The following is a 25,780-nucleotide window of genomic DNA, read 5'->3' as shown; positions in this document are numbered from 1 at the left end:
TTACCTTATTTCATTTTGCTAAATAAACGAAAAGCATTGCAGGTTGTTATCTGAACTGTTTTTTCAATGCTTAAGCCAATTGTTTCAGCTAAAATAGCTGCTGTATGACAAACAAAAGATGGCTCATTTCTTTTTCCTCGATGAGGCATAGGCGCTAAAAATGGTGCATCTGTTTCCACCAATAAATGTTCATGAGGCACAATTTTTGCTATTTTGCGGATTTCAAGCGCATTTTTAAAAGTAAGAATGCCTGAAAAAGAAATATAACCACCAAGTTCAATGCCAGCACGAGCAAGTTGCATTCCAGATGAATAACAATGAAGAACGAATGGAAAAGCACCTTCTTTTATTTGTTCGCGTAATATTTTTTCCATATCCAAATCGGCATTGCGTGAATGTATGACAAGAGGAAGCTGTGTTTCTCGAGAAGCAATGATATGTTCTTGAAAAACTTTCTTTTGTTTTTCTGGTGAAGAATAATTATAATGATAATCAAGACCAGCTTCTCCAAACGCAACAATTTTAGGATGCTGTGAGTATTGAATAAGCTCTTCGGCTGTAATATTCTGTTCTTCATGGACATGATTGGGATGCGTGCCAACGGAACAAAAGACTTGCTGATAAGTCTGCGCAATTGCTAAAAGCTTATCCAACTTATGAACATGTGTTGAAATTGTTATCATACGTTCAACGTTAGCATCTAAAGCCCGCTGGATAATATCATCCAAATCTTGTGAAAAATCTTCAAAATCAAGATGACAATGTGTATCAATGAGCATACTAAGTCTCGTCTTTCTTTAAAATATAACGGGGGAAAATGGGTTCTGGTGGTGGAAGATCAAGGCCTTCTTGAATTTTTGAATGATTAATATGATGCAATAACCGCTTGTCTTCTGCTATCGCAAGGCTATCAAGAAGTTTGGTCGCTGACTGTGGTATGAAAGGTAAGAGCATAATTCCTATTCGCCGTAGAATTTCTACAGTTACGTAAAGAACTGTAGAAAATCTTTCTGGATTACTTTTCCGTAAACTCCAAGGTTGTTCGCTAGCAAAATAGCGATTAGCATCTGCTATAACTAAAAAAATAGCTGAAAGTGCTAAATGCATCCCATGGCAAGACATGGCTTGGCGTACAATTTTAAGTGCTTGAAGAGATTGTTCTAAAAGCTGTTGATCTTGAACTAAAAATGCAGCTGGTATAGGAACTTTTGCCTCACAATTTTTGGCAATCATAGACAAAGAGCGCTGTGCTAAGTTACCAAGATCATTAGCAAGATCTGCGTTAATGCGATTCACAAAACTATCATGGCTATAACTACCATCTTGTCCAAATGGTACTTCACGAAGAAGGAAGTAACGTACCTGATCAAGACCATAGTGATCAACCATTTCAAAAGGATCAACGACATTTCCAATGGATTTTGACATTTTTGTACCGCGGTTAAGTAAAAAACCATGAGCAAAAATATGCTTAGGAAATTCAATTCCAGCAGACATTAAAAATGCTGGCCAATAGATTGCATGAAAACGAATAATATCTTTACCAATAATATGAGTATTTGCAGGCCAAAAATCTCGTTTATTCGCATTTTCATCGAAAAAGTTAATTGCTGAAAGATAATTTGTCAGTGCATCAACCCAAACATACATCACATGTTTTGGATTATTTGGAACAGGAACTCCCCAATTAAAACTTACACGTGAAATGGAAATATCCTTTAATCCCGATTTGACAAAACTTATAACTTCATTACGTCTTTCAAGCGGAGCAATAAAATCAGGGTGCTTTTCATAATATTCAAGAAGAGCTTTTTGATAACGAGAAAGTCTAAAAAAATAACTTTCTTCTTCGTTCCATTCAACTGGAGATCCTAACTCCTTTTCGCGACGAATGTTATCTTCTCCAACTACAGTATCTTTTTCTTCATAATAGGCTTCCTGACGAACCGAATACCAACCAGTATAACGGCTAAGATAAATATCACCGTTTTCTTCCATCTTTTTCCAAATTTTTTGACAAGCCTGATAATGGCGCTCTTCTGTGGTTCGAATAAAATCGTCATTAGAACAATTTAATACTGCAAGCATTTTTTGAAATGCTGTGCTATTACGGTCTGCAAGCTGTTTAGGTGTTATACCTAACGCTTCTGCTGTCTGTTGCATCTTCAAGCCGTGTTCATCTGTACCAGAGAGAAAAAATACTTTTTTGCCCTCCAGTCGTTGAAAACGGGCTAAAACATCGCTTGCAATTGCACTATAGGCGTGCCCAATATGTGGGGTACCATTAGGATAAAAAATTGGAGTTGTTATGTAATATGTGTCGCGCATGTCAGACTCGTTGCAAAATACAATAAAAGCTACAATGACATAACGTCTGTTAATCACATTGTCACGGAAAAAGCTCAGTCTCACGAATGATCTTATGAACTTTAAAAAGCAGGCTAATAATGAATTGCTTTTTATCGAGATTAAATGATTGCAATTCTAATATCTCTTGATGAATTTCCTGCCATGTTTGCGCACATTTTTTTGAGAGAGCTAAATTTCCCCTTTCGGCGAGTATGATAGCTTTTTTTTGAATTTTATCAAGAATTTCATCGCAAAATTGTTGAAATTGAATTCCTGAAGAAAGAGATGAAAGTGTTTGTGCAATTGTATGTACAACAGTTGGATTACAAACGGATTGCTCCAAGAGAGTATCAATGGTTTTAATAATTTCAAAACCACCATCGCAAATAAGTAAAGCAGCTTTTCGAAGACTTCCTTTGGATCTTTTAATAATCATTTCAACAGTTTTTTCATCAGGTAAATTCTGATTGGAAAAAATATGTGTAATGGCTTTTTTCATCTCATCATCACGCAAGGAACGCAAGGAAATTTGCTGGCATCGTGAGCGAATTGTTGGGAGCAATTTTCCCAAAGAATGCGTGATAAGAATGAACAAAGTCTTTGTAGGAGGTTCCTCAAGTGTTTTAAGAATGGCATTAGCTGCACTCTTATTCATATCATCTGCAGGATTAATGATAACAATGCGCCACCCATTATCTTGCGATGTTTGATTTAAAAAATGCATAACATCGCGGATATCATCAATGAGTATACCTGTTTTAAATTTTTGTGTTTTTAAATCAAAACGACGTGAAATATGTAAAAGGTTAGGATGACTACCCTGCATAATTTGCTTCCATGTAATAGAATTATACTCTGGTTGCAAAAAATCGTCCCGTTGAGAGCTTAAAATATTCCAAGCAAGGTGAAACGCCAATGTGGACTTGCCAATTCCGTACTCTCCTTCAAATAATAAGGCATGATGTAAATGCCCTCCCTTAAGCATTTGTGCCAAAAAGTGGCGAGCATCTTCATGACCAAAGATCATATTATTCGATAAAGGGGATAAAACTGTCTCGATATCATCATATTGGCGTAAAAAATCTACATTACTCATGAAAGCTGATCCAACATTGCTTGATAACAAATATCTCTTATTTGATGCGCAATAACTTCCACTGTATCTGTGGCATCAATTACGCGAAACCGATGAGGCTCCTGTTTAGCTAATTGCAAAAAGGCTTGCCGCCTTTGTTCTTGTATCTCTAAATTATCTTTTTCAAAATAATCTATTGTTTTTGTTATTTTTTTTCTTCGCAAATTTGCACGCTCCATACCATATATTGCTGGTATATCTAACAAAAATGTTAAATGAGGCATTGCCCCATTAAGTGCAACACATTCTAAAACAGTAAGAGTAGAATAATTCACGCGATCATTGAGTCCTTGATAAACGCGTGTGGAATCAATAAAACGATCACATAAAACAATTTTTCCTTTTTGTAATGCAGGTATAATAACTTCACTAACATGATCAGCACGCGCTGCTGTAAACAAAAGCGCTTCCATTAAAGGTCCATAATGTTGAGCCTTACCAGACAATAGAATATAGCGGATTGCTTCTGCACCTTGTGTCCCTCCTGGTTCTCGCGTTGTAACAACGTCATAACCTTGGCCAGAAAGATATTGAGAAAGCAAAGAAATTTGCACTGTTTTCCCCGCTCCCTCCCCTCCTTCGAATGTAATAAAATAACCTGACACGTATAAACCTTAATCTTATCTAGCTCGTATTATAAATATTTTCGTAACCATCCAATTGTTATTTCATAGAATGCATTTTTTGCTTTTATCAAAAAGCTTCCTTCCTGAACATTGTTTCCAGCAAAAACCGTTTTTTCAAGAAGAACTTTTTTATCTTCTAAAATTTGTAGAACACCAACAGGTTGCCCTAAAACAATCGGTGCCTTTAAAGGACCATGATATTTAATTTTTGCCTTAATATTCATTTTTTTTTCATTCGAGAGCATAAAGCTTATCGGTTCTTTAACAATAAGAGAAACAGAATTTTTTATTCCACCATAAACAGAAGCATGGCCAACCGTCTCTCCCTTTTTGAAAATTGTTTTAAGATCAAAAGCTGTCATTCCCCATTGAAGAATGCGTTCTACTTCCGTTGTACGCCTTTTAGCATCTTGCAAACCATTTATTGCTAAAAAAAGACGTCGTTGATTTTCATAAATGGTAACAACCATTGAACCTCCATCCTTTTCGCTATAGCCAGAACTAAATCCTTCAACGCCAATTTCTTTAGAAATAAGAGGATTTTTGTTCCGTTGAAAAATATTATTCCAAGTAAAGTGAGGTTCACGGTAAATCATGTAGTAATCAGGATACTCATGAACAATATGACGCACTAATGTAATCATATCATGTAATGTTACAAATTGCCCCTCTTCAGGAAGCCCTGTTGCGTTAACAAAATGACTATGTGATAATCCAAGTGTTTTAGCTCGCTGATTCATCAGTTTAGCAAAATCAGCCTCACTTCCTGATATTCCTTCAGCGAGAATAATAGCCGCATCATTACCATTAACAATAATTAAACCACGCAGAAGGTCAGAGATACTAATTTCTGTTTTTACTTTTGCAAACATAGTGGTTGTACCAGAAGGTGCTCCACCTTTACGCCAAGCATTTTCACTGACCTTAAATTTCTGTGTAGTGCTTAACGCTCCTTTTTTTAATTGATGAAAAACGACTTCAGCCGTCATCAATTTTGCTAATGAAGCAGGAAAAAAAACAATATCACTTTGTTTTTCAAAAAGTATTGTATCTGTGTTATCATCCAATAACAGTAATGACGACGTAGGAAATTGAAAATTCTGTGCTTTGCCCCCCCCATTTAACGTCAACATCCAAAGTAAGGTAAATAAAACTCTTAATGCTGTATGCATAGCTGCTTCTCCCATATCTAAAGAATCAGCATAAAGAATCTCCTTGTGTAAGAAAAGATTTGTTTTCTGCAAACTGTCATTACAAACTTAGAATAGCTTTCTCTTTTTGCTTATGACTATCAAAATAAACAACACACTATACTCTATTTTTCATTTTTCTTGTAGAATTTATTTTTGATATTTTAATGTACTCGTAAAATGCAAAAATGATACCAAAGTGCATTACTTTTTTATAGTAACACACAATTTTATTTGTTTTATTTAAGATGAAACATTATTACAATTAACCATTTCTAATTATCTATAATTTGATAATTATATAAAGGTCAGAAAAAACTTGTTTTTTATATGCAACAGCTGTAGCTAATTGACTCTTAGCTTTTTGTTTAACTTATTTATAAAAGCCACTTGATCAAACAGCGGTGGCTTATCAATCAAAACAGGACCAATTTCTGGCAATCTTATAAAAACAGCCTTATTAGGTTGCTTTTGATTATCTGTACTGAATCTTCTTTCTAATGCGGCACTTTCTTTTTCTTTAGACAAATTTGCCAATACCAATGAGGATGAGGCGTAATTTCCTGATATATAAGAAGCCATTAAATAAGCACCATCATAATGTCCAACTGGTGCTTCAGAGATGTATTCCACTTTAACATTTGCCACACCTGCATTTGCATAACCAAGAATTTCAGCAGCTTGCTTTGATAAATCAATAATTCTATCTTTCATAAAAGGACCACGATCATTAACTCTAACAATGATAGAAGATCCATTTGCTAGATTCGTAACACGAGCATAACTGGGTAAAGGCATTGTCGGATGAGCAGCAGTTAAGAGATTCATATCATAAACCTCACCATTTGCAGTTAAACGCCCATGAAAATCTGAACCATACCATGATGCTTCACCAACACGTTGATAAGTTGGATCATTTTGAGGATAGTACCACTTTCCTTTTATTTGATAAGGTTTACCAACAATGGCTTGCCCACTTCTCTTTTCTTTTGATTGATTTTTTTCACTTAAAGTTTTTTTAGGAAACACAGCAATTTTTACATCTGTTGGCTTATTATTATGATAATAACTCTTTACTCCAAAAAATGCTGTTTGGCTTGCACAGCAAGATACCAATAACTGAGAAACAGCTACTACAGAAACAAATTGAAATGTTGAATTAAGAATGGAAGTAAACTTCTCTTTGCTAATTAAAAGCATCTGTCAGCCCGCTTATTTTTATTACTATACTGCGAAAACCACATCGCACATTCGCGCAATAGGGAAATTCACATTTCTGGATGATTCCCCTCGCGCGCTTATAGTATCTTGAAAAAGCATCTGCTATCAAGAAATTAATACAACATTAATCTTTTTATGATTTTTCGCAGGAAAAAGATACAATACAATAGACATTGTGTTCAATTAAAAAATAAAAAAATCAATATATTAATAAAAAATATAATCACATAATATAAACTGTGAATAAATATGCTGATTCTGCAAGATAAGCGATAAAACTCTCTGATTAACGTAGAAAAACTATAATCACTGGAGCAATTTAATAATTACGTATCATTTTTCTGGAATTTTAAAATGCTGCTATTGGTGAGCGCGCAGGGATTCGAACCCTGGACCTACTGATTAAAAGTCAGTTGCTCTACCAGCTGAGCTACGCGCTCCCAAACAAGTCAAGTCGCTTGTAGAAAGTGAATGGAACATACGGTCGACTTTTCATTTGGTCAACACCTTTCGAAAAAAAATATTATATTTTGTTTAGTTATCAATACTTTTATGTTTCCCCCTATTCCTCATCACTGTAATAATATACAATTTTCTTCCTTCCGAATTTGAATAAAAGGAATAATTTTAAAATATAGGAAACGTATGTAGAAACAGGTAAATGAATTTTACAAATAATAAAAACGAACAATAAAAAAGTGATTCTACTGTCTTTAGATGTTTTTCCAACTTTCTAACATGAGCATGGCGTTGGTAAGGTTATAATTTCCATGGACTGGAAGCTTATTCTTATATAAAAATAGAGGAAACATAAAACAGAATTTCAGCATAACTAAAATGATGTTCTAAAATATCAGTCGTGGCGATAAAAAGATTATCGTTTAATGTTTTATAGAGTTATAAATACTTATCCTAAAAAGAGAAAAACTAAAATAATATATAAAATTATTCTAAATATACAAAGAATTTTCAATCTTTTTCAAATTTACAGGATGCTTTTTAACTGAAATATTTTATAATAGGATTTATTTTAAGGTAATTTATCTCACTTTATATAAGTAAATCATATAAAAATAATAGATTGCAAATATTTTATATTTATAAAATGAAATTTTAAATTATAGTATATTATATTATTAATATAAAAAATAAAGTAAATTTGTTTGATGCAGTTTCCAAAAAAATGTATAATATTTATAGATTAATATATCTTATTTTCCTTTTTTTCTCATATTTGATGTTTTTAACTGGAATATTGAATGTTAACATGTAAACAATATGAATTACTTTTGTTCATTCATAATCATATAAAAGAAACCGGTGTATCTCCTTCCTTCGAAGAAATGAAAATTGCATTGGAGCTTTCGTCAAAGTCTGGCGTTCATAAGCTTATTATAGCCTTAGCTCAACGAGGTTTTATACGCCGCTTGCCCAATCGTGTCCGCGCAATAGAAGTAATTCGACTTCCAGAAAAAATAACATTTAATCTTTCTTTAGCGCGTAAAATTTCTCCAATTATGATGGAAAAAAACAAAAGAAAAATATTTAAAAACTTAAATGATCTTGATAATTTTGAGATAGAAGAGAAAAAGAATATCACTATCCCTATTATGGGCCGTATTGCTGCAAGTATGCCTGTCTCCGCTATATCACAACAAATAAATACGCTTTCTTTACCACAAGAGATGATTAATTCGGGTGAGCACTATGCTTTAGAAGTTAAAGATAATTCTATGATTGAAGCTGGTATTCTTGATAAAGATACTATAATTGTTAAACGTCAAAATACTGCGATAACAGGTGAAATTGTTGTGGCGTTTATTGACAAAGAAGAAGCAACTTTAAAACGTTATCGACGCAATGGGGGTTCCATTGCACTGGAGGCAGCAAACCCTCATTACGAAACACGCATATATGAATCGGAGCGTATACAGATACAAGGTAAAATTATCGGACTTATTCGCAAATATTAAAAAACAAATTGCACACATATCAAAAATAAAGAAAATTTTTTATTCTTAATAATTTAAAAAATAATAAATAAAATTTAATCGTTATAAAATTGCAGGATATATCATGGCAGCACCTCGTATTAGTTTTGTCTCCCTCGGATGCCCAAAAGCACTCGTAGATTCTGAACGAATTATTACAAAACTACGCTCTGAAGGTTATGAAATTTCACGTAAGCATCAAGGTGCTGATCTCGTTATTGTGAATACCTGTGGTTTTCTTGATTCTGCTCGAAAGGAATCATTAGCTAATATTGATGAAGCCCTCAAAGAAAATGGAAAAGTTATTGTAACTGGATGTTTAGGTGCTGATCCTGATGTTATTCGTCAAGCACACCCTAATGTATTAGCTATTACAGGACCGCAGGACTATCAAAGTGTTATACAAGCTGTTCATTCAGTAATTCTTCCAGTTCATGATCCCTTTATCGATTTAGTTCCTCCGCAAGGTATTCGCTTAACTCCTCGCCATTATGCTTACTTAAAAATTTCTGAAGGATGTTCTAATCGCTGTAGCTTTTGTATTATCCCTACTCTACGTGGTGACCTTACTTCACGCCCCATCAATGATGTTCTTCGAGAAGCGGAAAAACTTGTACAGGCCGGTGTAAAAGAGCTTTTGGTTATCTCACAAGATACCAGTGCTTATGGCATTGATATGAAATATTCCGAAAGTTCTTGGAAAGATCGCACAATAAAAACTAAATTTTTTGATCTTTGTCGCGAACTAGGTAATATGGGTATTTGGATACGCATGCATTATGTTTATCCTTATCCTCATGTAGATGAAGTTATTGAGCTTATGGCAGAAAAAAAGCTTCTTCCTTATTTGGATATCCCTTTTCAGCACGCGTCACCAACCGTTTTACGCAATATGAAACGTCCTGCTCTTATGGAAAAAACTAATCGTAGAATTGAAAAGTGGAGAAAAATTTGTCCAGATCTCACTTTACGATCAACATTTATTGTAGGTTTTCCAGGCGAAACGAATGAAGATTTTAATATGCTTCTCGAATGGCTAGAGGAAGTAAAAATTGAACGTGCTGGCTGTTTTCAATACGAAGAAGTAAAAGGTGCTGCCGCAAATAATTTAGGATTAGAAAAAATTTCTGAAGAAGTAAAAAAAAGCCGCTGGCATCGTTTTATGGCCAAACAACAACAAATTTCTACCCACCTTTTAAAGAAAAAAATTGGAAGAAGACTTCAAGTTCTGATCGATGAAAGTCAAGGAAAAATTGCTAAAGGTCGAAGTCAATATGATGCTCCAGAAGTAGATGGTGTTGTGCATATATCATCACGACGACCATTACGTGTTGGTGAATTTGTCACCGTAAAAATTGAACAATCAGATGCTTATGATCTTTATGGTGTAGCGGTTTAAAGATAAGATTGGAACTCATCGTGCGTAATAATTAAATTTTATAACAAGTTTTGAAAATCAAAAAGTTTTTTATCAAGCAAATGACTTGGACGAACATTTGTTAAGGCGCGAATCATGGTATCTTTACGTTTAGGCATCCTTTTTTCAATATCTTTTAGCATTTCTTTCATTGCATTGCGTTGTAGACCATCTTGGCTGCCACAAAGATTGCAAGGAATGATAGGAAAGCGCATTGCTTGAGAGAATTTCTCCATATCTTCCTCAGCAGCGTAAACAAGAGGGCGCAAAACAAACAGATCTCCTTCATCATTTATCAGCTTTCCAGGTATAGCGGCTAATCGGCCACCATGAAATAAATTCATAAAAAACGTTTCTAAAACATCATCCCGATGATGACCAAGAACCAATGCAGAACATCCCTCTTCACGTGCGATACGATATAAATTACCACGTCGCAATCGAGAACAAAGTGAACAATATGTTTGTGTATCTGCCAATTTATCTGTGACAATAGAATAAGTATCCTGATATTCAATACGATATGGAATTTGATAAGAATTTAAAAAGTCTGGAAGAATATGTCTTGGAAATCCTGGTTGTCCCTGATCAAGATTACAAGCTAGAATTTCAACAGGTAAAAGTCCGCGCCATTTTAAATCGAGAAGAAGCGCTAAGAGTCCATAAGAATCCTTTCCGCCCGACAAAGCAATAAGCCATTTTTTTCCTGAAGAAAGCATAGAAAAATCATCAAACGCTTGCCGCACATGGCGAAGAAGTCGTTTACGCAATTTATTAAACTCGATAGTTGAAGGAGCAGACCGAAATATTGGATGACAATCATCAGCTTCTTTTGTCAAAGAATCATTTTTTTTTACATTCTTTTTCATTGCTTGATATTCGTCTGAAATATGATCCATAATGCCATATTCTGTATAATAAACAGCTTATTCTACTAAAATAACAGAAACAGACAAAGACTTAACGTTGCTTAAACAAATGCTTCGTTTATTTATCTGTGAAAAGAAACGGAGCTATACAAATTATGCTGTTGTAAAATACAACAACAAACTTTGATATAGCACCATTCACAAAAACACCTGTTAGCTTCAAAAACTATAAAGCAACATCATACCGTATAGAGAATGCTCTACTCTCTTTAGAGAACTTAACGAGAATAGAATTCAACAACCAAATTGGGTTCCATTTGTACAGCATAAGGAACATCCGCAAAAGCAGGAACACGCGTAAACGTTGCTTTCATCTGATTATGATCCGCTTCAATATATTCAGGCACATCACGCTCAGCTAACTGTACGGATTCTAAAACCAAAACAAGTTGTTTTGACTTTTCACGAACCTCAATAACATCACCTGGCTTACAACGATATGATTGAATATTGGTACGCCGCCCATTTACGTTAACATGTCCGTGATTGATAAATTGGCGAGAGGCAAAAATCGTAGGTACGAATTTCGCACGATAGATAACAGCATCCAAACGCGACTCTAAAAGTCCGATAAGATTTTCACCAGTATCACCACGCCGCCGAGCAGCTTCTTCATAAGTTTTACGGAATTGCTTTTCTGAGATATCACCGTAAAATCCTTTTAACTTCTGCTTAGCACGCAATTGGACACCATAATCAGAAAGCTTTCCTTTACGGCGTTGCCCATGTTGACCTGGTCCATAATCACGACGATTTACTGGAGATTTTGGACGCCCCCAAATGTTTTCTCCCATACGGCGGTCAATTTTATATTTCGTTGTTTCGCGTTTACTCATCGCATTTCCTTTAAAAATAGAACACAAGATCTCTTAGAAAGATCTTAAGGAAACGCGCCCTCCTCTGCCTTCAAACCAAAAGACTGACAGGACATCTTAACATAACATGCAAAGTCATCCACGGGACACGTCAATTAATATCATTTTCTCGAAAGAAAAAGCTAAAGAAACTTTATTGATATCAGCCCATAAAGTCAACTCCTTTCATAATATTTAAGTCAAACTCTTTTAATAAACGCTCTGTCGAGGAAGTTATATTTTGCGATGTAAATAATGCAAAATCTTTATGCTTCTTTATGATTTTTGGCTGCACTTTTGTTGATAATAATGATCTTGTGTGTTTGGCTATAGCTTTAGCTGAATCAATCCATTCAACGGGCCATAAAGCTTGTTCACGAAAAAAATCAATTAAAAAAGGATAATGTGTACAAGCTAAAACAATAATATCCGTATATTTGCCATCTTTCTCAACAAAACAGGGAAGAATTTCGTGACGTAACTGTTTTAAATCAATAGGTTTTCCACGTAAATAATCTTCAGCAAATTCGGCAAGTTTTTCACTTCCAACAAGTTTAACATCACATTGTGCAGCAAAACTATTGATTAATTCACGCGTATAAGCACGCTTAACTGTTCCAGGAGTGGCCAATACGGAAATAAAACCAGATTTTGTTTTTTCAGCTGCTGATTTAATTGCAGGAACCGTTCCTACAAAAAGGATATGGGAAAATTTCTTTCGCAAATTTGCCATCATCAATGTAGAAACGGTATTGCAAGCGATTACACATAAAGCAGGATTATAAAGTGTTAAAAGATTTGTAAAAACCTTTAAAATACGTTTTTTTAAGAGATTTTCTTCCCAATTTCCATAAGGAAATCCCCTATCATCAGCAACATAAATAAATTGCCTTTCAGGGATAAGAAAGCGCACTTCCTTCAACACTGTTAAACCGCCAATGCCACTATCAAAAAAAAGAATAGGCCGATCATCCATCAGTTTTCACACTTGTTTTTAATTTTTTACGTTCACGACCTGCAGGCGCCCCACTGCCTCGCGGAAATTTAGGTGAAAAATGATCCAATGAAGAGACAATTCCCCGTAGCAAGCGCACCTCAGATTCACTAAAATTAGCACGCGTAAAAACAGAGCGCAGATTTGCAAGCATCACCTCTTTGCGTTCTTGAGGTCTAAAATATCCACGGATCTCTAAAGCATCTTCTAACTGAGATAAAAAACCATGAAACGTTGCTTTATTTGCTGGCTCCATCTCTACCGCACGAAAAGCCGTATCATTCATATCTTTTAAACCTGATTTCATCCATTCATAAGACATAAGCAAAACCGCTTGTGCGATATTAAGTGAAGCGAAAGCAGGATTAACCGGAAAAGTAATAATTTCATCAACAAGACTTATTTCATCATTTTCTAATCCCCACCTTTCTCTTCCAAATAAAATGCCGGTTTTCTGTCCAATGTTTTCACGCTGACGTAATAGATTCGCTGCTTCAACAGCACTTTTTACAGTCTTAAAACCACATCTTTCACGTGCTGTTGTAGCAAAAACATAATGCAAATCTGCAATTGCATCACGCAACGTGTCAAAAGTAACAGTGTCATTAATAACATGATCTGCTTTACTCGCAGCAGCTATAGCTTTTTCATTTGGAAATCCTTCTCGAGGTTTAACTAATCGAAGCTTAGAGAGCCCAAAATTTGCCATTGCCCTTGCTACCATACCAATATTTTCAGGCAATTGCGGTTCGACCAAAATAATAATTGGACCCTTTGTTAAATTTTTACGATTCCTATTGGTTCCAGCCATTAATTTTTCCTAATTTCATACATTCTTAAGAGAACATTCTTCCAAATAACCTTTTAACAACAAAATAATATCAATATTGTTCTTTTATCCAGAAGTTATGGGGAAGTAACAACTTAAAAATTAAAAATGAATTATAAAAACAAATAAACTTCGTTTTTTTAATGACTTAGAGTGATTGAGTAAACTTTCATGACATTTTTGTGCATCAAAAATGCTTTAATGAAATATGCTATAAAGCTTATAGATAACAAACTGGGTTGAATTATCAAATCATAAATTCTAAAATAAGGAGCATGCTCTTTATTTCTAAACTTTTTCCTGCAAAACTTATCCGCCGTTATAAACGTTTTCTTGCTGATGTTAAACGAGAAGATCAGCACATTTTTACTGTGGCGGTCCCTAATACAGGATCGATGCTCGGTTTGACAACCCCGAACTCCAATATTTGGCTTTCATATAATAACAATTCCAAGCGAAAATATGCATATCAATTAGAAATTGTTGAAGCAAATGATACTTTAGTTGGCATCAATACGACTTTGCCTAACAAACTTGCCCTAGAAGCACTTCAAAATGATTTGTTACCAGAGTTAAACGGATACAAAACAATTTTGAAGGAACAATGCTATGGTACACAATCACGAATTGATTTTCTTCTGCGTGATGGCATCCGCCCTGACTGTTATCTAGAAATTAAAAATGTTCATTTTATTCGCCAAGAAGGATTAGCAGAATTTCCTGATACCGTAACAAAACGTGGCACACGTCATCTTGAAGAACTGATAAAAGTTGTGCAACAAGGAAAACGAGCTGCTATGCTTTATGTAATTCAACGGGAAGATTGCTCAGCTTTTAAAATCTGCCATGATCTTGATTCAGCTTATGGACGTAAATTTGATTTAGCATTAGAATCGGGAGTAGAATTTTATGCTGTAAAGTGTCACGTAAGTACAAAAGGTATTTTTCCGATTCATCGAGTGGAAATAGAAAACAGAAAAAATAATGACTGATTATATTGAATATAATAAAATCCCCTTAAAATTTAACGGGCAAATTCGCATTTTTGATGAGCACGCTTTTGCTAAAATGCGTGAAGTTGGTCGTATTGCTGCAGAATGCCTTGATGCACTTATGGATATTATTAAGCCTGGCGTTACTACACAAGAAATTGATGATTTTGTCTTCATTTTTGGAGCCGAAAGAGGAGCTCTTCCTGCTGATCTGAATTATCATGGATATGGACATTCATGCTGCACATCAATTAATCACGTTGTTTGCCATGGCATCCCGAATAAAAGACCCTTACAAGAAGGCGATATTGTTAATGTTGATGTAACCTTTATTCTCGATGGTTGGCATGGAGATTCAAGCCGCATGTACCCTGTTGGAAAAATCAGACGTGCTGCAGAACGTTTGCTAAAAATAACGCACGAGAGTCTTATGAGAGCAATCGCCATAGTCAAGCCTGGAGCTACCACAGGTGATATTGGATCCGCCATTCAACGCTACGCAGAATCTGAACGTTGCTCAATTGTAAGAGATTTTTGCGGACACGGAATCGGTCAACTTTTTCATGATGCGCCTAATATTTTACATTATGGAAATCCTAGAGAAGGAATAGAACTCAAACAAGGTATGATGTTTACAATTGAGCCAATGATTAATCTTGGAAAACCACAAGTTAAGATTTTATCTGATGGCTGGACTGCTGTTACACGTGATAGATCTCTTACTGCACAGTATGAGCACACAATTGGTATAACAAGTGAAGGATGTGAAGTTTTTACACAATCTCCTAAAAATATTTTTTATATTCCAAACTCAAGCGCTTAAATAAATGTAGAAATGTCATGGCTAAGAAGATAAGTAAAAAGAAAGATATCCAAAGTCATCATTTTGTATCGACATCACAATCTCCACTTACCCCAAAACCAGAAACAAAAAGTGAAAAAGTTCAGAGAAATTTACAGATAAATAAACATTACCAAGGACATCGTGAACGTCTCCGTAAACGCTATTTAAAATCAAAAGGAAGTGCACTTGAAGATTATGAATACCTTGAATTATTGCTTTTTCGCACGATTCCCCGCGCAAATACAAAACCAATAGCCAAAAATTTAATAGCACATTTTGGCTCACTAACAGACGTATTGAGAGCTGATATTCATCGACTTCAAGAAGTTCAAGGATGTGGTCCAGCAACTGCAATCGATTTAAAAATTATTTCAGATGTTGCTGGACGTCTTGCTCGCGCAGAATTGTATAAACGTGATATTTTTTCATCATGGGATAAAGTATTAGCTTATTGTAAAGCCGTCATGGCGCACGAAACACGCGAACAATTTCGTGTTCTCTTTCTTGATAAAAAAAATGGTTTACTTGCTGATGAAGTCCAACAAACTGGAACTATTGATCACACCCCTGTCTATCCCCGTGAAGTCATATCTCGAGCTTTAGAATTATCTGCATCAGGACTTATCTTAGTGCATAATCACCCCTCTGGGGACGCTAGACCTTCTCAAGCAGATGTAACGATGACATACAGATTAAAAGACGCAGCAAATGCGTTAGGGATTACTATTCATGACCATCTTATTATCGCACGAAATGAATATACAAGCTTTAAAGCATTAAAACTCATATGAATCTTACTCAATATTATTGAGGACGAATCAATTTCCTAAATCAATATCTAATATAGCCATTGAAAAATTGTATGATAACTCATCCTCATCGTCATCTCGATAGATAATACCTAAAAATTCATTACCAATATAAACTTCACAAGAATCAGTTTTTTTAGGCCGCGCTTTTACTTGCAATGCTGAATTTTGGAATATATTTTTAAAGTAATTATCAAGTTTTTTTATTTCATCAGCATTCACTATGCTCTCCTATTTTTTAAGACTCCTAAATTAACGCTTGTAAGGCGGGTAAAGCACTCCTAAGATTTCTGTAATGATAGTAAAAACTTTATTTTCAATTTTCTATATTAGCTATATTCGAAAAAGCACTCTCTTAACACATTCACTAAGAAACATTTACTAAAAGGTCTACCATTGTGAAATATATTCATATAACTGCAAAAGTAAAAAAACGGTTAGAAAACCGTAAATTTTAAATAATTTCTACTTTATCTCCAATTTTTAGCTTTTACGTTTATAAACACCCTCTGACGGAATATTGATCAATCACTTATAATTTTTTCTTTTTATCAAAATAAAGTTCTATAAAATAAAGAGATCTTTCATCCTTTCTAACTGCTTTTTTATAAAGAAATTCCTTTTGATAATGATAGACAAACAGCTAAATAAGTTTTTTACTTTTATCCAAGATAAAAAATATTGGATATTTTTGCAAACATATAAAATCCATGGGCATTTTATACGATAGGATAACGAGAAAGAAAATTAATGACACCCTCCTTATAGACCCTATCTCCAACAGCAAGCATATGGTCTCGATCAGGAATTGGTAACGCTTCACCACAAGGTAACAAAGCTGCCAACGGTTCTGCTTCACCGCCAATGTCATCTAATGAACCAACAGCAACGAGTGCAGGTTGTTTAAGTTTGTAGAGCTCAGCTGCTGTTAACTCCTGTTTTGATGTGATAATACAAGCTGCGAGAGCACGTCTATCGCTTTTCGTGTGGTCTGCAAATTTACGAAACATTAAGCCACGTGGATTGGTAATCGTGGAAATATCTTCTGCTAAAAGAGCCTCAGCGACAGGTTGCCAATCCCCTGCTCCCGTCACCATACCAATACCTAAACCACCAAAAATGATACTGTGTACATATGTTGGATACAAAAGAGCCATAAATGCGCTAATTCGAGCCCCCATAGAATATCCCATGACATGAGCTTTAGATAACTCCAAATGCTGCAACAAACTCATTGCATCTTCAGCCATGGCTTGAGGTGTGTAAAAGCAAGGATCGTAACTTTTAACAGAATCTCCATGACCACGATTATCAAGAGCAATAACACGATACCCTGCTTCAGTGAGGACACGAAACCAACCTGTAGCGTACCAATTCACACGTGCAGAAGATGCAAAGCCATGGATCAACAAAATAGGATCTCCCTGCCCTTCTTCTCGATAAGCAAATTGCAAACCGTTATATTCAAAAAAACGAAGATCCTCTGCTGTCATTTTTTATCACCTTCGCATTTTCCACAAATAGCAGGATGAATAACACGTTGTCCCTTCTGTATTTGTTTTTCGGAAACTTCACCGGCATTAACCTCAAGAGCAAAAGTTGCAGGAACTCTCGACGCAATAATATCCGTTGAAAACGGTAAAGTTTTCTCGACAATCGATACAATAACTCCCTCAGCATTTAAAAAAATCATATCTAAGGGCAGAGGTGTATTTGCCATCCACATAAAAAATTCCTGCGTATCCTTTAACTGCTCACTTTTCTGCTGTTTAAAGAGCATTGCCCGATCTCGGGGAAAATGAGTGCGATACATTAAACCAGCTGTTGCTTGAGACGGAGTAAAAGCAATCTCTACCTTGTAAGAGATTGTACCTTGCTTTGTTTGTATTTCTAAAGGAACTGGATCAACAGGAATCTCGATAGGTGTCTTTGCTACGACTAGGCTCACTTCTAAAAAGAAAAACAGCGTCACTATAACGATATACCCTTTTTCAAAAGGTTTTAACATTTTTATCTCCACGGCAAACAATTCTTTAATTTTGTTTTACAAAATAGAAACATCAAAATTTTTAAAGTAAAAAAAATACAAAAGTTCATCTTTTTATTGCATTCAATGCAACAGTTTAATTTGCTCTATTTGATTTATGACTTGTACAGATGAACTCTTTCTTGCAAATGCTGTTCACTTTAATACCTCTTATCGCTAGCGATCTTTCTATCAAAAAGAACAAGAGCAGAGTATATAGATTTAAGAAGGAGTTTAATGCGTAGCAAACGGAATCCCGATATCTGGATAAATTTCTGCTGTCATTAAGCCTTTTTCCCCTTTACCAAAACGTACAAGGACAACCTGACCAGAACGAAGCTCTGCTAAACCAAAACGACGCAATGTTTCCATATGAATAAAAATATCTTCTGTTCCCTGCCCACGGCTAAGGAAACCAAATCCCTTATCTCGATTAAACCATTTAACAATCGCACGCTCTAAACCGCTTTCTGGTGTCACAACAACATGTGTACGAGCCGGAATTTCTGACGGATGAACTGCTGAAGAGAAATCTATGGATTTCACTTGAACACATTTCAATCCCCGCTCAGTTTTCTCCACAGCACAGATCACTTTAGCACCCTCTAACGCTGTTTGAAAACCATCTCTCCGCATGACAGTAACATGTAATAATATATCGGGGAAATTAGGCAAATCAGGCACAATAAATCCATACCCCTTACTACTATCAAACCACTTAATGACACCACTGATTTCAATAATTTCACCATAAGCACCTACACTGCCCTCAGATAGGGAACAATCCTTTAATGCATCTTTACTGGTCATAATAAAACGTGATCCTGTAGCTTTAATTGTACGATATTGATTCTCTACATTTAAGTAAACATTGCTCTTGCATCAACACGCAAGCCCCAAGATAAGATTTCCCCATATTGTCGTACCTCCTCATGTGAATATCAACACGAATATTCACAAAAATGTTTGCTCATACGCCCTACATATCTTACAATTGAAAAAGAAGAGATTTTTCATCAGTAATATTTTCATGAATGTGTAACTTGCATGATGAAGAAGTTCACGATAAGGTGCAAAAACCTCAACTCATTCAAGGAAAGTGCATAATGCAATTGAAGAAAATCCTCACCAACCTCGCAGCTATCATGGCACTTGTAACAAATGTTTATGCGAATGAACCTATCAAAATTGGTGTTTACCTTCCATTAAGTGGTCAAAATGCATTTGGAGGACAACTTGAAATTGGAGGCATAGAATTGGCACATAAAAAAGTTCCAGAAATATTGGGACGTAAAGTAGAGCTTGTTATTATTGATAATAAATCTGATAAAGTAGAAGCTGCTAATGCTGTTATGCGTTTAACCGCCAGTGAACAAGTTAATGGAATTATTGGTAGTTATGGCTCTTCACTCTCGTTGGCTGGTGGAGAAATATCTGAAAAAGCAAAGACTCCAACCATTGCAACTTCTTCAACGAACCCACTTGTTACACAAGGTAAGAAATATTACTTTCGCGCTTGCTTCATAGATTCCTATCAAGGAATTGGAATTGCAACTTATGTGCGTCAAACTTTACATGCAAAAAAAGCGGCTATTCTGAAAGATATATCAAGTGATTACGCAATTGGCCTTGCAAGTTATTTCTCGCGTGCTTTCAAAAAGCTAGGTGGTGAGATTATCTCAAATTTAAACTACAATTCTGGAGATCAGGATTTTTCAGCTGTTCTTACACAGATTATAGCACAAAAACCTGATATCTTATTTATTCCATCCTACTTTTCTGAAGGTGCCATTATTATGAAACAAGCACGCGAGCTAGGTGCAAAGTTTCGGATTATGGGTGGAGATGCCATGGATAATCCAGAAACCATCACAATTGCAGGAGAAGCTGCAGAAGGTTTTTTACATACGACACTTCCCTATAGTGAAGACATGCCGAATATGTCAAAAGCTGCACAAGAATTCACAAATGAGTGGAAAGCAGCTTATCCTGGTAAAGAACCCAATATCAATTCTGTTTTGGGATACACGAGTTATATGATGTTTATGAAAGCCATTGAAAATGCTGGTAGTGCAGATCGTGAAAAGATCACTATAGCACTTAGCAAATTAAAAGATTTTCAAACCCCCTTTGGTGATATGTCTATGGACGAAAATCATAATCCTAAAATTCCTATTGGTATAATTGAAATAAAGGGTGGAAAACGTGTCTATTTAGATGAAGTTAAACCTGCTTTTTAAAAAATCAGCAATTTTTGTAGTCAAGATCTCAAGAGATAGTAGAGGGCTTTTCCTCAACTGAAATTTGATGATTTCTTATTTTATCCTGTATGAATTAACAAATGTGGAAGGATAATAGATGAGCACTGAAATGTTCATCCAGTATTTTTTTAATGCACTGGCATTGGGATCTCTTTATGGACTTATCGCTATTGGTTACACCATGGTCTACGGCATATTGAGGCTTATTAATTTTGCTCACGGTGACATCTTTATGCTAGGGGCATATTTTGTTTTCTTTTCTACAATTAGCTTTATGCCTGCTTGGACTGCAGTTCTTCTTTTTCTTCTAGCAATTCTTATTTATTATTCGGTATTTATAGGATACAAAAAGCGCCCTTCAACTTTTTGGATTGCTGTTTTTTTAGTCCTTATCTTAGGGTTTATTTACTATTTTAAAATTGCCCCACGAGATTTTACACCGATTTGGATATTGGCCTTGTGCTTTTCAATTTTTATTACAAGCGCCGTGGGTATTACTGTTGATCAATTCGCTTATAAACCTTTGCGTCATGCTCCTCGTATCTCAGCACTTATCGGCGCAATTGGAGTTTCCTTCTTTATTGAAAATCTCTCTACTGTACTCTTTAGTGGTGTCCCCAAAGGAGTAAAACAACCAGATTTTCTTGTAATACCGTTCCTATGGCATTTAAAGTCAGGAGTAGACGGAATCATTATAATTGCTCCAATGTCTCTAATTGTTCCTACTGTTTCGTTTATTCTTATCATTTTACTGTTATGGATTATCCATAAAACAAAACCTGGTCTTGCTATGCGTGCAATCTCACATGATATTGAAACGACCCGTTTGATGGGTGTTTCTGTCAATAAAGTTATTGCATTTACATTTGGCATAGGCTCAGCGCTTGCTGCTATTGCAGGGATTATGTGGTCGTTACGCTATCCTCAAATTCAACCTTATATGGGGGTTCTTCCTGGCCTCAAAGCATTTATCGCTGCCGTTATTGGAGGGATTGGCTCAATTCCAGGAGCAATGTTGGGGGGATTGTTATTAGGATTTATTGAAATTATGATTATTGCATTTTTTCCCGCATTATCTGGATATCGAGATGCTTTCGCTTTTATTTTATTAATTCTGATTTTATTGATAATGCCTACTGGATTAATGGGTAAAAAAAGTCAGGAGAAGATCTAATGGTAAAATCAGCTACAACTTTTCTATCCTGTATCAGTATTTTTATTCTTATCGGTTTTTTATTTTATGCTGACAACCATTTTAATGACTATACCCTTCGTATCATCAATCTTATTGCTATTAACGCAATATTGGCAATTTCGCTTAATTTGATTTACGGTTTTACCGGTATGTTTTCTCTAGGACATGCTGGCTTTATGGCTATTGGTGCTTATGTCTGTGCAATTTTACTTCTTTCTCCTGAACAAAAAGAAATGATGTGGATTCTTGATCCTATAGCTGAACCGTTGCATCATCTCCAATTTCCTTTTTTTATTGCCGTTGTTATAAGTGGTTTATCTGCTGCAGTTGTAGGTTTATTGATTGCTCTTCCTATATTACGGCTTGGTGGTGATTATCTTGGAATTGCAACATTGGGTTTTGCAGAAATTATTCGTATTGTCATTACGAATGCCTCATCCCTGACAAATGGTTCTTTGGGAATTAAAGGAATACCTCAAAAGGCGACATTATGGTGGAACTATGGTTGGTTAGCATTTACAATTCTCTTTATTATTCTCTTACTACGAAGCAATACTGGCAACGTATTACGTGCTATTCGTGATGATGAAATCGCCGCGAAAACAATGGGTGTTAACGCTTTTTTCTACCGGAGCTTTTCCTTCACTGTTGGTGCATTTTTTGCAGGTATAGGAGGAGCATTAATGGCTGCTCTCATTTCAACGATCGATCCAAAAATGTTTAATTTTCTCCTAACATTTAATATTTTAATGATTGTTGTTGCTGGTGGGCTTGGTTCAATTACAGGAAGCGTTCTTGGGAGCATTATTATTACAGTGATGCTTGAATGGCTTCGTATTATTGAAAGTCCTTTTGATTTGGGTTTTGTCCATATTCCAGAGACACCTGGGCTTCGTATGGTTGTTTTTTCTCTTTTATTGCTAGTCATTATCCTCTTTTGGAGAAAAGGGTTGTTGGGACAACATGAATTCTCATGGAATGGAATTTATAGCTTTTTGACACGTAAGAAACTCTCTAATACTGAGGGAAAGCTATGAACGACACCATCCTTTCACTCAACAATGTTTTGATGCGTTTTGGCGGCTTGGTTGCTGTAAATGACATTAATATGACAATTAAACGGGGAACAATTACTGGATTAATCGGTCCAAATGGAGCTGGAAAAACGACAGTTTTTAATATGATTTCTGGATTTTATGCTCCCACAAGTGGAACAATTCTTTTTGATGGTAAAAAAGTTTCTGGATCTTCTCCTTATATTATCTGCAGACGCCATATTGCACGAACATTTCAAAATATTCGCCTTTTTTCAGGATTGACAGTTTTGCAAAATGTTATGGTAGGAGCTCATGTTCGACAAAAATATCCGTGGTTTTCTTCAGCACTGTTTTTTCCAAAAGCAATAAAAGAAAAGCGAGAAGTCCATAAAAATTCAATGGAACTTCTTGAACGGCTTCAGCTTGATCATCTTGCGAATCAATCGGCAATGACTCTGCCCTATGGTGTACAACGACGTCTAGAAATTGCACGTGCTCTAGCGACAAAGCCAAAATTGCTGCTTCTTGATGAACCTGCTGCGGGTATGAATCCACAGGAAAGTGAGGATCTTAGAAAATTCATAGCAAAAGTGCAGAAAGACTTTGATCTTACAATTCTGCTTATAGAACACGATATGAAAGTTGTTATGGGGCTTTGCCAATATATTTGGGTAATGGAATATGGCTGTTGTATTGCCAATGGTACACCGGATGAAATTCGTAACAACCCTAAAGTTATTGAAGCTTATCTTGGCGGAGATGTTTATGGATATTCTTAAAATCAAAAATCTTCACGTTCATTATGGTGCCATTAAAGCTATCCAAAACCTTTCTATGTCTATAAAAAAGGGGAGTATAGTAACTTTAATTGGCGCCAATGGAGCAGGAAAAAGTAGCATTGTACGCTCTATTACAGGACTCAACCGATCTGTTTATGGAGAAATTACCTATAAAGGCGAATCAATTATTAAAAAATCACCAGAAAAAATTTTACGCTTAGGCATTGCTCTCAGTCCTGAAGGGCGGCGTATCATGCCCCACCTCACTGTTTTAGAAAATCTACACCTAGGTGCTTATATTCGCCATGATAAGCTAGCAATTGCTCGTGATATTGAATGGGTATTTGATCTCTTTCCACGTTTACGTGAAAGGGCAAAACAATTGGGTGGAACAATGTCTGGTGGTGAGCAGCAAATGCTTGCTGTAGGTCGTGCACTCATGAGTAATCCTGACATGGTAATATTAGACGAACCCTCTCTAGGTTTAGCACCACTTCTTGTAAAAGAACTTTTTTCAATTATCCGAAAAATTAATGATATGGGAAAAACCATTCTTCTTATTGAGCAAAATGCATTTGCTGCGCTTTCGATTGCTGACTATGCCTATATTTTAGAGGTAGGGCACATTTTATTTCATGGTGAAGGCAAAACGATGCTTTTTGATCCACGTGTTAAAGAAGCATATCTTGGTGGATAAAAACTACACAGCATTAAAAAGTCAACAGTGCCCCTTTTCAAAAAAACGCGCTATTTTAAGAGAACAATGTTTTTATGAAATTCTTTTCATAAAATTCCCGATTTCTTACAACCACCACTTCTCTGGGCTGAACACGCCTGCTGCTTGTTCTATAATGTACGCTATCTGAAAGATAACTTCCTCAGCAAAAGGTTTACCAATCAATTGCAACCCTAGTGGTAGTCCATTTTCTGAAAGACCAGCAGGAACAGAGATACCTGGTAGACCAGCCATATTAACGGGCACAGTAAAAATATCATTGAGATACATTGCTACAGTATCTTTTTTTATTTTTTCATCGGCAATACTAAAGGCGGGTGTTGGTGTTGCCGGTGTGAGGATAGCATCAATACCGGACGCAAAACATTGATCAAAATCACGCTTTACCAATGTTCGAACTTTTTGGGCTCTTAAATAATAAGCATCATAATAACCCGATGAGAGAACATAAGTACCAATCAAAATACGACGTTTAACTTCATCTCCAAAACCAGCTGAACGGGTATTTTCATACATTTCAATAACGTCTTTTCCTGGTATACGAAGACCAAAACGAACACCATCATAGCGTGCCAAATTAGAAGATGCTTCTGCAGGAGCGACAATGTAGTAAGCAGGCAAAGCATATTTTGTATGGGGTAATGAAATATCGCTTATTTCAGCACCCGCTTCTTTTAGCCAATTCATTCCTTTTTGCCAAAGATCAATAATTTCAGAAGACATTCCTTCCATATGATATTCTTTTGGAATTCCAATTTTCATTCCTTTGATTGATTGACCAAGATAGCTTTCATAATCAGGGACCGGTAAATTAACAGAAGTAGAATCTTTTTTATCAAAAGAAGCCATTGATTTAAGCAAAAGAGCACAATCGCGAACATCACGTCCGATAGGCCCAGCTTGATCAAGTGATGAAGCAAAAGCGATAGTACCCCATCGTGAACAACGCCCATAAGTTGGCTTAATTCCTACTGTTCCAGTAAATGCCGCTGGCTGGCGTATTGAACCGCCTGTATCTGTTGCTGTTGCACCAGCACAAATCCGCGCGGCAACAGCAGCTGCAGAACCACCAGATGAACCACCAGGCACCAGCTTCTCATGGGAGCCTTTTTTTCTCCATGGACTAATGACAGGACCATAATATGACGTCTCATTGGAAGACCCCATAGCAAACTCATCCATATTGAGCTTACCTAACATAACAGCTCCATCCTGCCATAAATTAGCAGATACCGTTGATTCATAATGCGGTTTAAAACCATCAAGAATATATGAGCAAGCTTGAGTATGAACCCCCTGTGTGGCAAAAAGATCCTTAATTCCCAACGGAATTCCTTCTAAAGCTCTCCCCTGCCCTCTAGCCAAACGGCACTCTGATTCAGCAGCCATTTTTCTTGCTTCTTCTGCTGTTATTGTCACATAAGCATTCAAAGTTGGATTAGCCAATTCAATTGCTTTTAAATAAGCTTCTGTTAATTCAGTTGCTTTGAACTCTTTCTTTATGAGAGAATCACGAGCTTGTGCAATGGTAAAGGTTGTTAAATCGGTCATATTGGTTCTCAAGTT

Annotated in this window: 25 protein-coding genes and 1 tRNA gene; 10 read left to right on the top strand and 16 right to left on the bottom strand. The window is 35.9% G+C overall.

Annotation, left to right across the window (positions count from 1 at the left end; all coding sequences use genetic code 11):
- Positions 1-5: 5 nt before the first annotated feature.
- The 7 genes from AC0QT4_RS04125 to AC0QT4_RS04095 all read right to left on the bottom strand — a co-directional run bounded on the left by AC0QT4_RS04125 (position 6) and on the right by AC0QT4_RS04095 (position 6,961).
- Positions 6-779, bottom strand: coding sequence for a TatD family hydrolase (locus AC0QT4_RS04125; RefSeq protein ID WP_473200457.1), 774 nt, complete (start codon positions 777-779; stop codon positions 6-8).
- Position 780: 1 nt separating this feature from the next.
- Positions 781-2,328: a methionine--tRNA ligase gene (gene metG / locus AC0QT4_RS04120; protein ID WP_473200456.1), complete on the bottom strand. Its 1,548-nt coding sequence runs from the start codon at positions 2,326-2,328 to the stop codon at positions 781-783.
- A gap of 61 nt (positions 2,329-2,389) precedes the next feature.
- Positions 2,390-3,445 carry a DNA polymerase III subunit delta' gene (locus tag AC0QT4_RS04115; protein WP_473200455.1) on the bottom strand — a complete coding sequence of 352 codons (1,056 nt, stop codon included), beginning with the start codon at positions 3,443-3,445 and terminating at the stop codon, positions 2,390-2,392.
- Positions 3,442-4,089 carry a dTMP kinase gene (gene tmk / locus AC0QT4_RS04110; RefSeq protein WP_473200454.1) on the bottom strand — a complete coding sequence of 216 codons (648 nt, stop codon included), beginning with the start codon at positions 4,087-4,089 and terminating at the stop codon, positions 3,442-3,444. The genes AC0QT4_RS04115 and tmk overlap by 4 nt, the downstream gene beginning before the upstream one ends.
- 29 nt (positions 4,090-4,118) lie before the next feature.
- On the bottom strand, positions 4,119-5,282 hold the full coding sequence (locus tag AC0QT4_RS04105) for a D-alanyl-D-alanine carboxypeptidase family protein (protein ID WP_473200453.1): 1,164 nt from the start codon (positions 5,280-5,282) through the stop codon (positions 4,119-4,121).
- 363 nt (positions 5,283-5,645) lie between these two features.
- Positions 5,646-6,500 carry a septal ring lytic transglycosylase RlpA family protein gene (locus tag AC0QT4_RS04100; protein ID WP_473200452.1) on the bottom strand — a complete coding sequence of 285 codons (855 nt, stop codon included), beginning with the start codon at positions 6,498-6,500 and terminating at the stop codon, positions 5,646-5,648.
- A gap of 385 nt (positions 6,501-6,885) precedes the next feature.
- Positions 6,886-6,961 (bottom strand) — tRNA-Lys (locus tag AC0QT4_RS04095).
- An 819-nt stretch (positions 6,962-7,780) separates the two neighbouring features.
- On the opposite strand from AC0QT4_RS04095, the gene lexA reads away from it, so the two are divergent.
- Both lexA and rimO read left to right on the top strand, forming a co-directional pair.
- Positions 7,781-8,494 carry a transcriptional repressor LexA gene (gene lexA / locus AC0QT4_RS04090; protein ID WP_473200451.1) on the top strand — a complete coding sequence of 238 codons (714 nt, stop codon included), beginning with the start codon at positions 7,781-7,783 and terminating at the stop codon, positions 8,492-8,494.
- A 103-nt stretch (positions 8,495-8,597) separates the two neighbouring features.
- Positions 8,598-9,911 (top strand): 30S ribosomal protein S12 methylthiotransferase RimO, encoded by a 1,314-nt coding sequence (rimO, locus tag AC0QT4_RS04085; protein ID WP_473200450.1) that lies wholly within the window; start codon positions 8,598-8,600, stop codon positions 9,909-9,911.
- A 38-nt stretch (positions 9,912-9,949) separates the two neighbouring features.
- On the opposite strand, the gene ttcA is transcribed toward rimO, so the two are convergent.
- From ttcA to AC0QT4_RS04065, 4 genes are all read right to left on the bottom strand, one after another.
- Positions 9,950-10,828: a tRNA 2-thiocytidine(32) synthetase TtcA gene (gene ttcA, locus AC0QT4_RS04080; protein WP_473200449.1), complete on the bottom strand. Its 879-nt coding sequence runs from the start codon at positions 10,826-10,828 to the stop codon at positions 9,950-9,952.
- A gap of 248 nt (positions 10,829-11,076) precedes the next feature.
- Complete coding sequence (gene rpsD / locus AC0QT4_RS04075) at positions 11,077-11,694, bottom strand: 30S ribosomal protein S4 (protein WP_473200448.1); 618 nt, start codon at positions 11,692-11,694, stop codon at positions 11,077-11,079.
- Between the two features lie 181 nt (positions 11,695-11,875).
- The gene (gene murI / locus AC0QT4_RS04070; protein ID WP_473200447.1) at positions 11,876-12,688 is read right to left on the bottom strand and encodes a glutamate racemase; all 813 of its coding nucleotides are present in this window, start codon (positions 12,686-12,688) and stop codon (positions 11,876-11,878) included.
- The gene (locus tag AC0QT4_RS04065) at positions 12,681-13,517 is read right to left on the bottom strand and encodes an RNA methyltransferase (RefSeq protein ID WP_473200446.1); all 837 of its coding nucleotides are present in this window, start codon (positions 13,515-13,517) and stop codon (positions 12,681-12,683) included. Before AC0QT4_RS04065 ends, murI begins: the two co-directional genes overlap by 8 nt.
- Positions 13,518-13,810: 293 nt before the next feature.
- Here AC0QT4_RS04065 and sfsA point away from each other — a divergent pair, with 293 nt between their 5' ends.
- From sfsA to radC, 3 genes are read left to right on the top strand one after another with little or no spacing between them, the layout of a single operon-like run.
- Positions 13,811-14,527, top strand: a complete 717-nt coding sequence (gene sfsA / locus AC0QT4_RS04060; protein WP_473200445.1) for a DNA/RNA nuclease SfsA — start codon at positions 13,811-13,813, stop codon at positions 14,525-14,527.
- Positions 14,520-15,350 carry a type I methionyl aminopeptidase gene (map, locus tag AC0QT4_RS04055; RefSeq protein WP_473200444.1) on the top strand — a complete coding sequence of 277 codons (831 nt, stop codon included), beginning with the start codon at positions 14,520-14,522 and terminating at the stop codon, positions 15,348-15,350. Before sfsA ends, map begins: the two co-directional genes overlap by 8 nt.
- A gap of 17 nt (positions 15,351-15,367) precedes the next feature.
- Complete coding sequence (gene radC / locus AC0QT4_RS04050; protein WP_473200443.1) at positions 15,368-16,162, top strand: RadC family protein; 795 nt, start codon at positions 15,368-15,370, stop codon at positions 16,160-16,162.
- A 27-nt stretch (positions 16,163-16,189) separates the two neighbouring features.
- Here radC and AC0QT4_RS04045 read toward each other — a convergent pair whose 3' ends face one another.
- The 4 genes from AC0QT4_RS04045 to AC0QT4_RS04030 form a co-directional block, all read right to left on the bottom strand.
- The gene (locus AC0QT4_RS04045) at positions 16,190-16,402 is read right to left on the bottom strand and encodes a DUF3126 family protein (RefSeq protein WP_473200442.1); all 213 of its coding nucleotides are present in this window, start codon (positions 16,400-16,402) and stop codon (positions 16,190-16,192) included.
- 497 nt (positions 16,403-16,899) lie between these two features.
- Positions 16,900-17,673 (bottom strand): alpha/beta fold hydrolase, encoded by a 774-nt coding sequence (locus AC0QT4_RS04040; protein ID WP_473200441.1) that lies wholly within the window; start codon positions 17,671-17,673, stop codon positions 16,900-16,902.
- Positions 17,670-18,188: a DUF192 domain-containing protein gene (locus AC0QT4_RS04035; RefSeq protein WP_473200440.1), complete on the bottom strand. Its 519-nt coding sequence runs from the start codon at positions 18,186-18,188 to the stop codon at positions 17,670-17,672. Before AC0QT4_RS04035 ends, AC0QT4_RS04040 begins: the two co-directional genes overlap by 4 nt.
- 252 nt (positions 18,189-18,440) lie before the next feature.
- Positions 18,441-19,016, bottom strand: a complete 576-nt coding sequence (locus tag AC0QT4_RS04030) for a cold-shock protein (RefSeq protein WP_473200439.1) — start codon at positions 19,014-19,016, stop codon at positions 18,441-18,443.
- A 296-nt stretch (positions 19,017-19,312) separates the two neighbouring features.
- Between AC0QT4_RS04030 and AC0QT4_RS04025 the strand changes: the two genes are divergently transcribed.
- The 5 genes from AC0QT4_RS04025 to AC0QT4_RS04005 all read left to right on the top strand — a co-directional run bounded on the left by AC0QT4_RS04025 (position 19,313) and on the right by AC0QT4_RS04005 (position 24,175).
- Entirely contained in the window at positions 19,313-20,446 is a 1,134-nt protein-coding gene (locus AC0QT4_RS04025) for an ABC transporter substrate-binding protein (protein ID WP_473200438.1), read from the top strand.
- 118 nt (positions 20,447-20,564) lie between these two features.
- Positions 20,565-21,641: a branched-chain amino acid ABC transporter permease gene (locus AC0QT4_RS04020; protein WP_473200437.1), complete on the top strand. Its 1,077-nt coding sequence runs from the start codon at positions 20,565-20,567 to the stop codon at positions 21,639-21,641.
- A complete protein-coding gene (locus AC0QT4_RS04015; RefSeq protein ID WP_473200436.1) occupies positions 21,641-22,699 on the top strand; it encodes a branched-chain amino acid ABC transporter permease in 1,059 nt (352 codons plus the stop codon). Before AC0QT4_RS04020 ends, AC0QT4_RS04015 begins: the two co-directional genes overlap by 1 nt.
- Positions 22,696-23,478: an ABC transporter ATP-binding protein gene (locus AC0QT4_RS04010; RefSeq protein WP_473200435.1), complete on the top strand. Its 783-nt coding sequence runs from the start codon at positions 22,696-22,698 to the stop codon at positions 23,476-23,478. The genes AC0QT4_RS04015 and AC0QT4_RS04010 overlap by 4 nt, the downstream gene beginning before the upstream one ends.
- Positions 23,465-24,175, top strand: coding sequence for an ABC transporter ATP-binding protein (locus AC0QT4_RS04005; protein WP_473200434.1), 711 nt, complete (start codon positions 23,465-23,467; stop codon positions 24,173-24,175). Before AC0QT4_RS04010 ends, AC0QT4_RS04005 begins: the two co-directional genes overlap by 14 nt.
- 105 nt (positions 24,176-24,280) lie before the next feature.
- Here AC0QT4_RS04005 and gatA read toward each other — a convergent pair whose 3' ends face one another.
- Entirely contained in the window at positions 24,281-25,765 is a 1,485-nt protein-coding gene (gatA, locus tag AC0QT4_RS04000; RefSeq protein WP_473200433.1) for an Asp-tRNA(Asn)/Glu-tRNA(Gln) amidotransferase subunit GatA, read from the bottom strand.
- Positions 25,766-25,780 lie beyond the last annotated feature (15 nt).

It is taken from the genome of Bartonella sp. EBT8 (genome assembly GCF_055796165.1).
Note: the sequence above shows the minus strand (reverse complement) of the source record. Positions and strands in the feature narration are given on the sequence as shown.

Coding starts and splice junctions, on each gene's coding strand:
- AC0QT4_RS04125 (WP_473200457.1), bottom strand. CDS start 779: ATGCTCATTGATACACATTGTCATCTTGATTTTGAAGATTTTTCACAA.
- metG (WP_473200456.1), bottom strand. CDS start 2,328: ATGCGCGACACATATTACATAACAACTCCAATTTTTTATCCTAATGGT.
- AC0QT4_RS04115 (WP_473200455.1), bottom strand. CDS start 3,445: ATGAGTAATGTAGATTTTTTACGCCAATATGATGATATCGAGACAGTT.
- AC0QT4_RS04105 (WP_473200453.1), bottom strand. CDS start 5,282: ATGCATACAGCATTAAGAGTTTTATTTACCTTACTTTGGATGTTGACG.
- AC0QT4_RS04100 (WP_473200452.1), bottom strand. CDS start 6,500: ATGCTTTTAATTAGCAAAGAGAAGTTTACTTCCATTCTTAATTCAACA.
- lexA (WP_473200451.1), top strand. CDS start 7,781: ATGTTAACATGTAAACAATATGAATTACTTTTGTTCATTCATAATCAT.
- rimO (WP_473200450.1), top strand. CDS start 8,598: ATGGCAGCACCTCGTATTAGTTTTGTCTCCCTCGGATGCCCAAAAGCA.
- ttcA (WP_473200449.1), bottom strand. CDS start 10,828: ATGGATCATATTTCAGACGAATATCAAGCAATGAAAAAGAATGTAAAA.
- rpsD (WP_473200448.1), bottom strand. CDS start 11,694: ATGAGTAAACGCGAAACAACGAAATATAAAATTGACCGCCGTATGGGA.
- murI (WP_473200447.1), bottom strand. CDS start 12,688: ATGGATGATCGGCCTATTCTTTTTTTTGATAGTGGCATTGGCGGTTTA.
- AC0QT4_RS04065 (WP_473200446.1), bottom strand. CDS start 13,517: ATGGCTGGAACCAATAGGAATCGTAAAAATTTAACAAAGGGTCCAATT.
- sfsA (WP_473200445.1), top strand. CDS start 13,811: ATGCTCTTTATTTCTAAACTTTTTCCTGCAAAACTTATCCGCCGTTAT.
- map (WP_473200444.1), top strand. CDS start 14,520: ATGACTGATTATATTGAATATAATAAAATCCCCTTAAAATTTAACGGG.
- radC (WP_473200443.1), top strand. CDS start 15,368: ATGGCTAAGAAGATAAGTAAAAAGAAAGATATCCAAAGTCATCATTTT.
- AC0QT4_RS04040 (WP_473200441.1), bottom strand. CDS start 17,673: ATGACAGCAGAGGATCTTCGTTTTTTTGAATATAACGGTTTGCAATTT.
- AC0QT4_RS04035 (WP_473200440.1), bottom strand. CDS start 18,188: ATGTTAAAACCTTTTGAAAAAGGGTATATCGTTATAGTGACGCTGTTT.
- AC0QT4_RS04030 (WP_473200439.1), bottom strand. CDS start 19,016: ATGACCAGTAAAGATGCATTAAAGGATTGTTCCCTATCTGAGGGCAGT.
- AC0QT4_RS04025 (WP_473200438.1), top strand. CDS start 19,313: ATGCAATTGAAGAAAATCCTCACCAACCTCGCAGCTATCATGGCACTT.
- AC0QT4_RS04020 (WP_473200437.1), top strand. CDS start 20,565: ATGAGCACTGAAATGTTCATCCAGTATTTTTTTAATGCACTGGCATTG.
- AC0QT4_RS04015 (WP_473200436.1), top strand. CDS start 21,641: ATGGTAAAATCAGCTACAACTTTTCTATCCTGTATCAGTATTTTTATT.
- AC0QT4_RS04010 (WP_473200435.1), top strand. CDS start 22,696: ATGAACGACACCATCCTTTCACTCAACAATGTTTTGATGCGTTTTGGC.
- AC0QT4_RS04005 (WP_473200434.1), top strand. CDS start 23,465: ATGGATATTCTTAAAATCAAAAATCTTCACGTTCATTATGGTGCCATT.
- gatA (WP_473200433.1), bottom strand. CDS start 25,765: ATGACCGATTTAACAACCTTTACCATTGCACAAGCTCGTGATTCTCTC.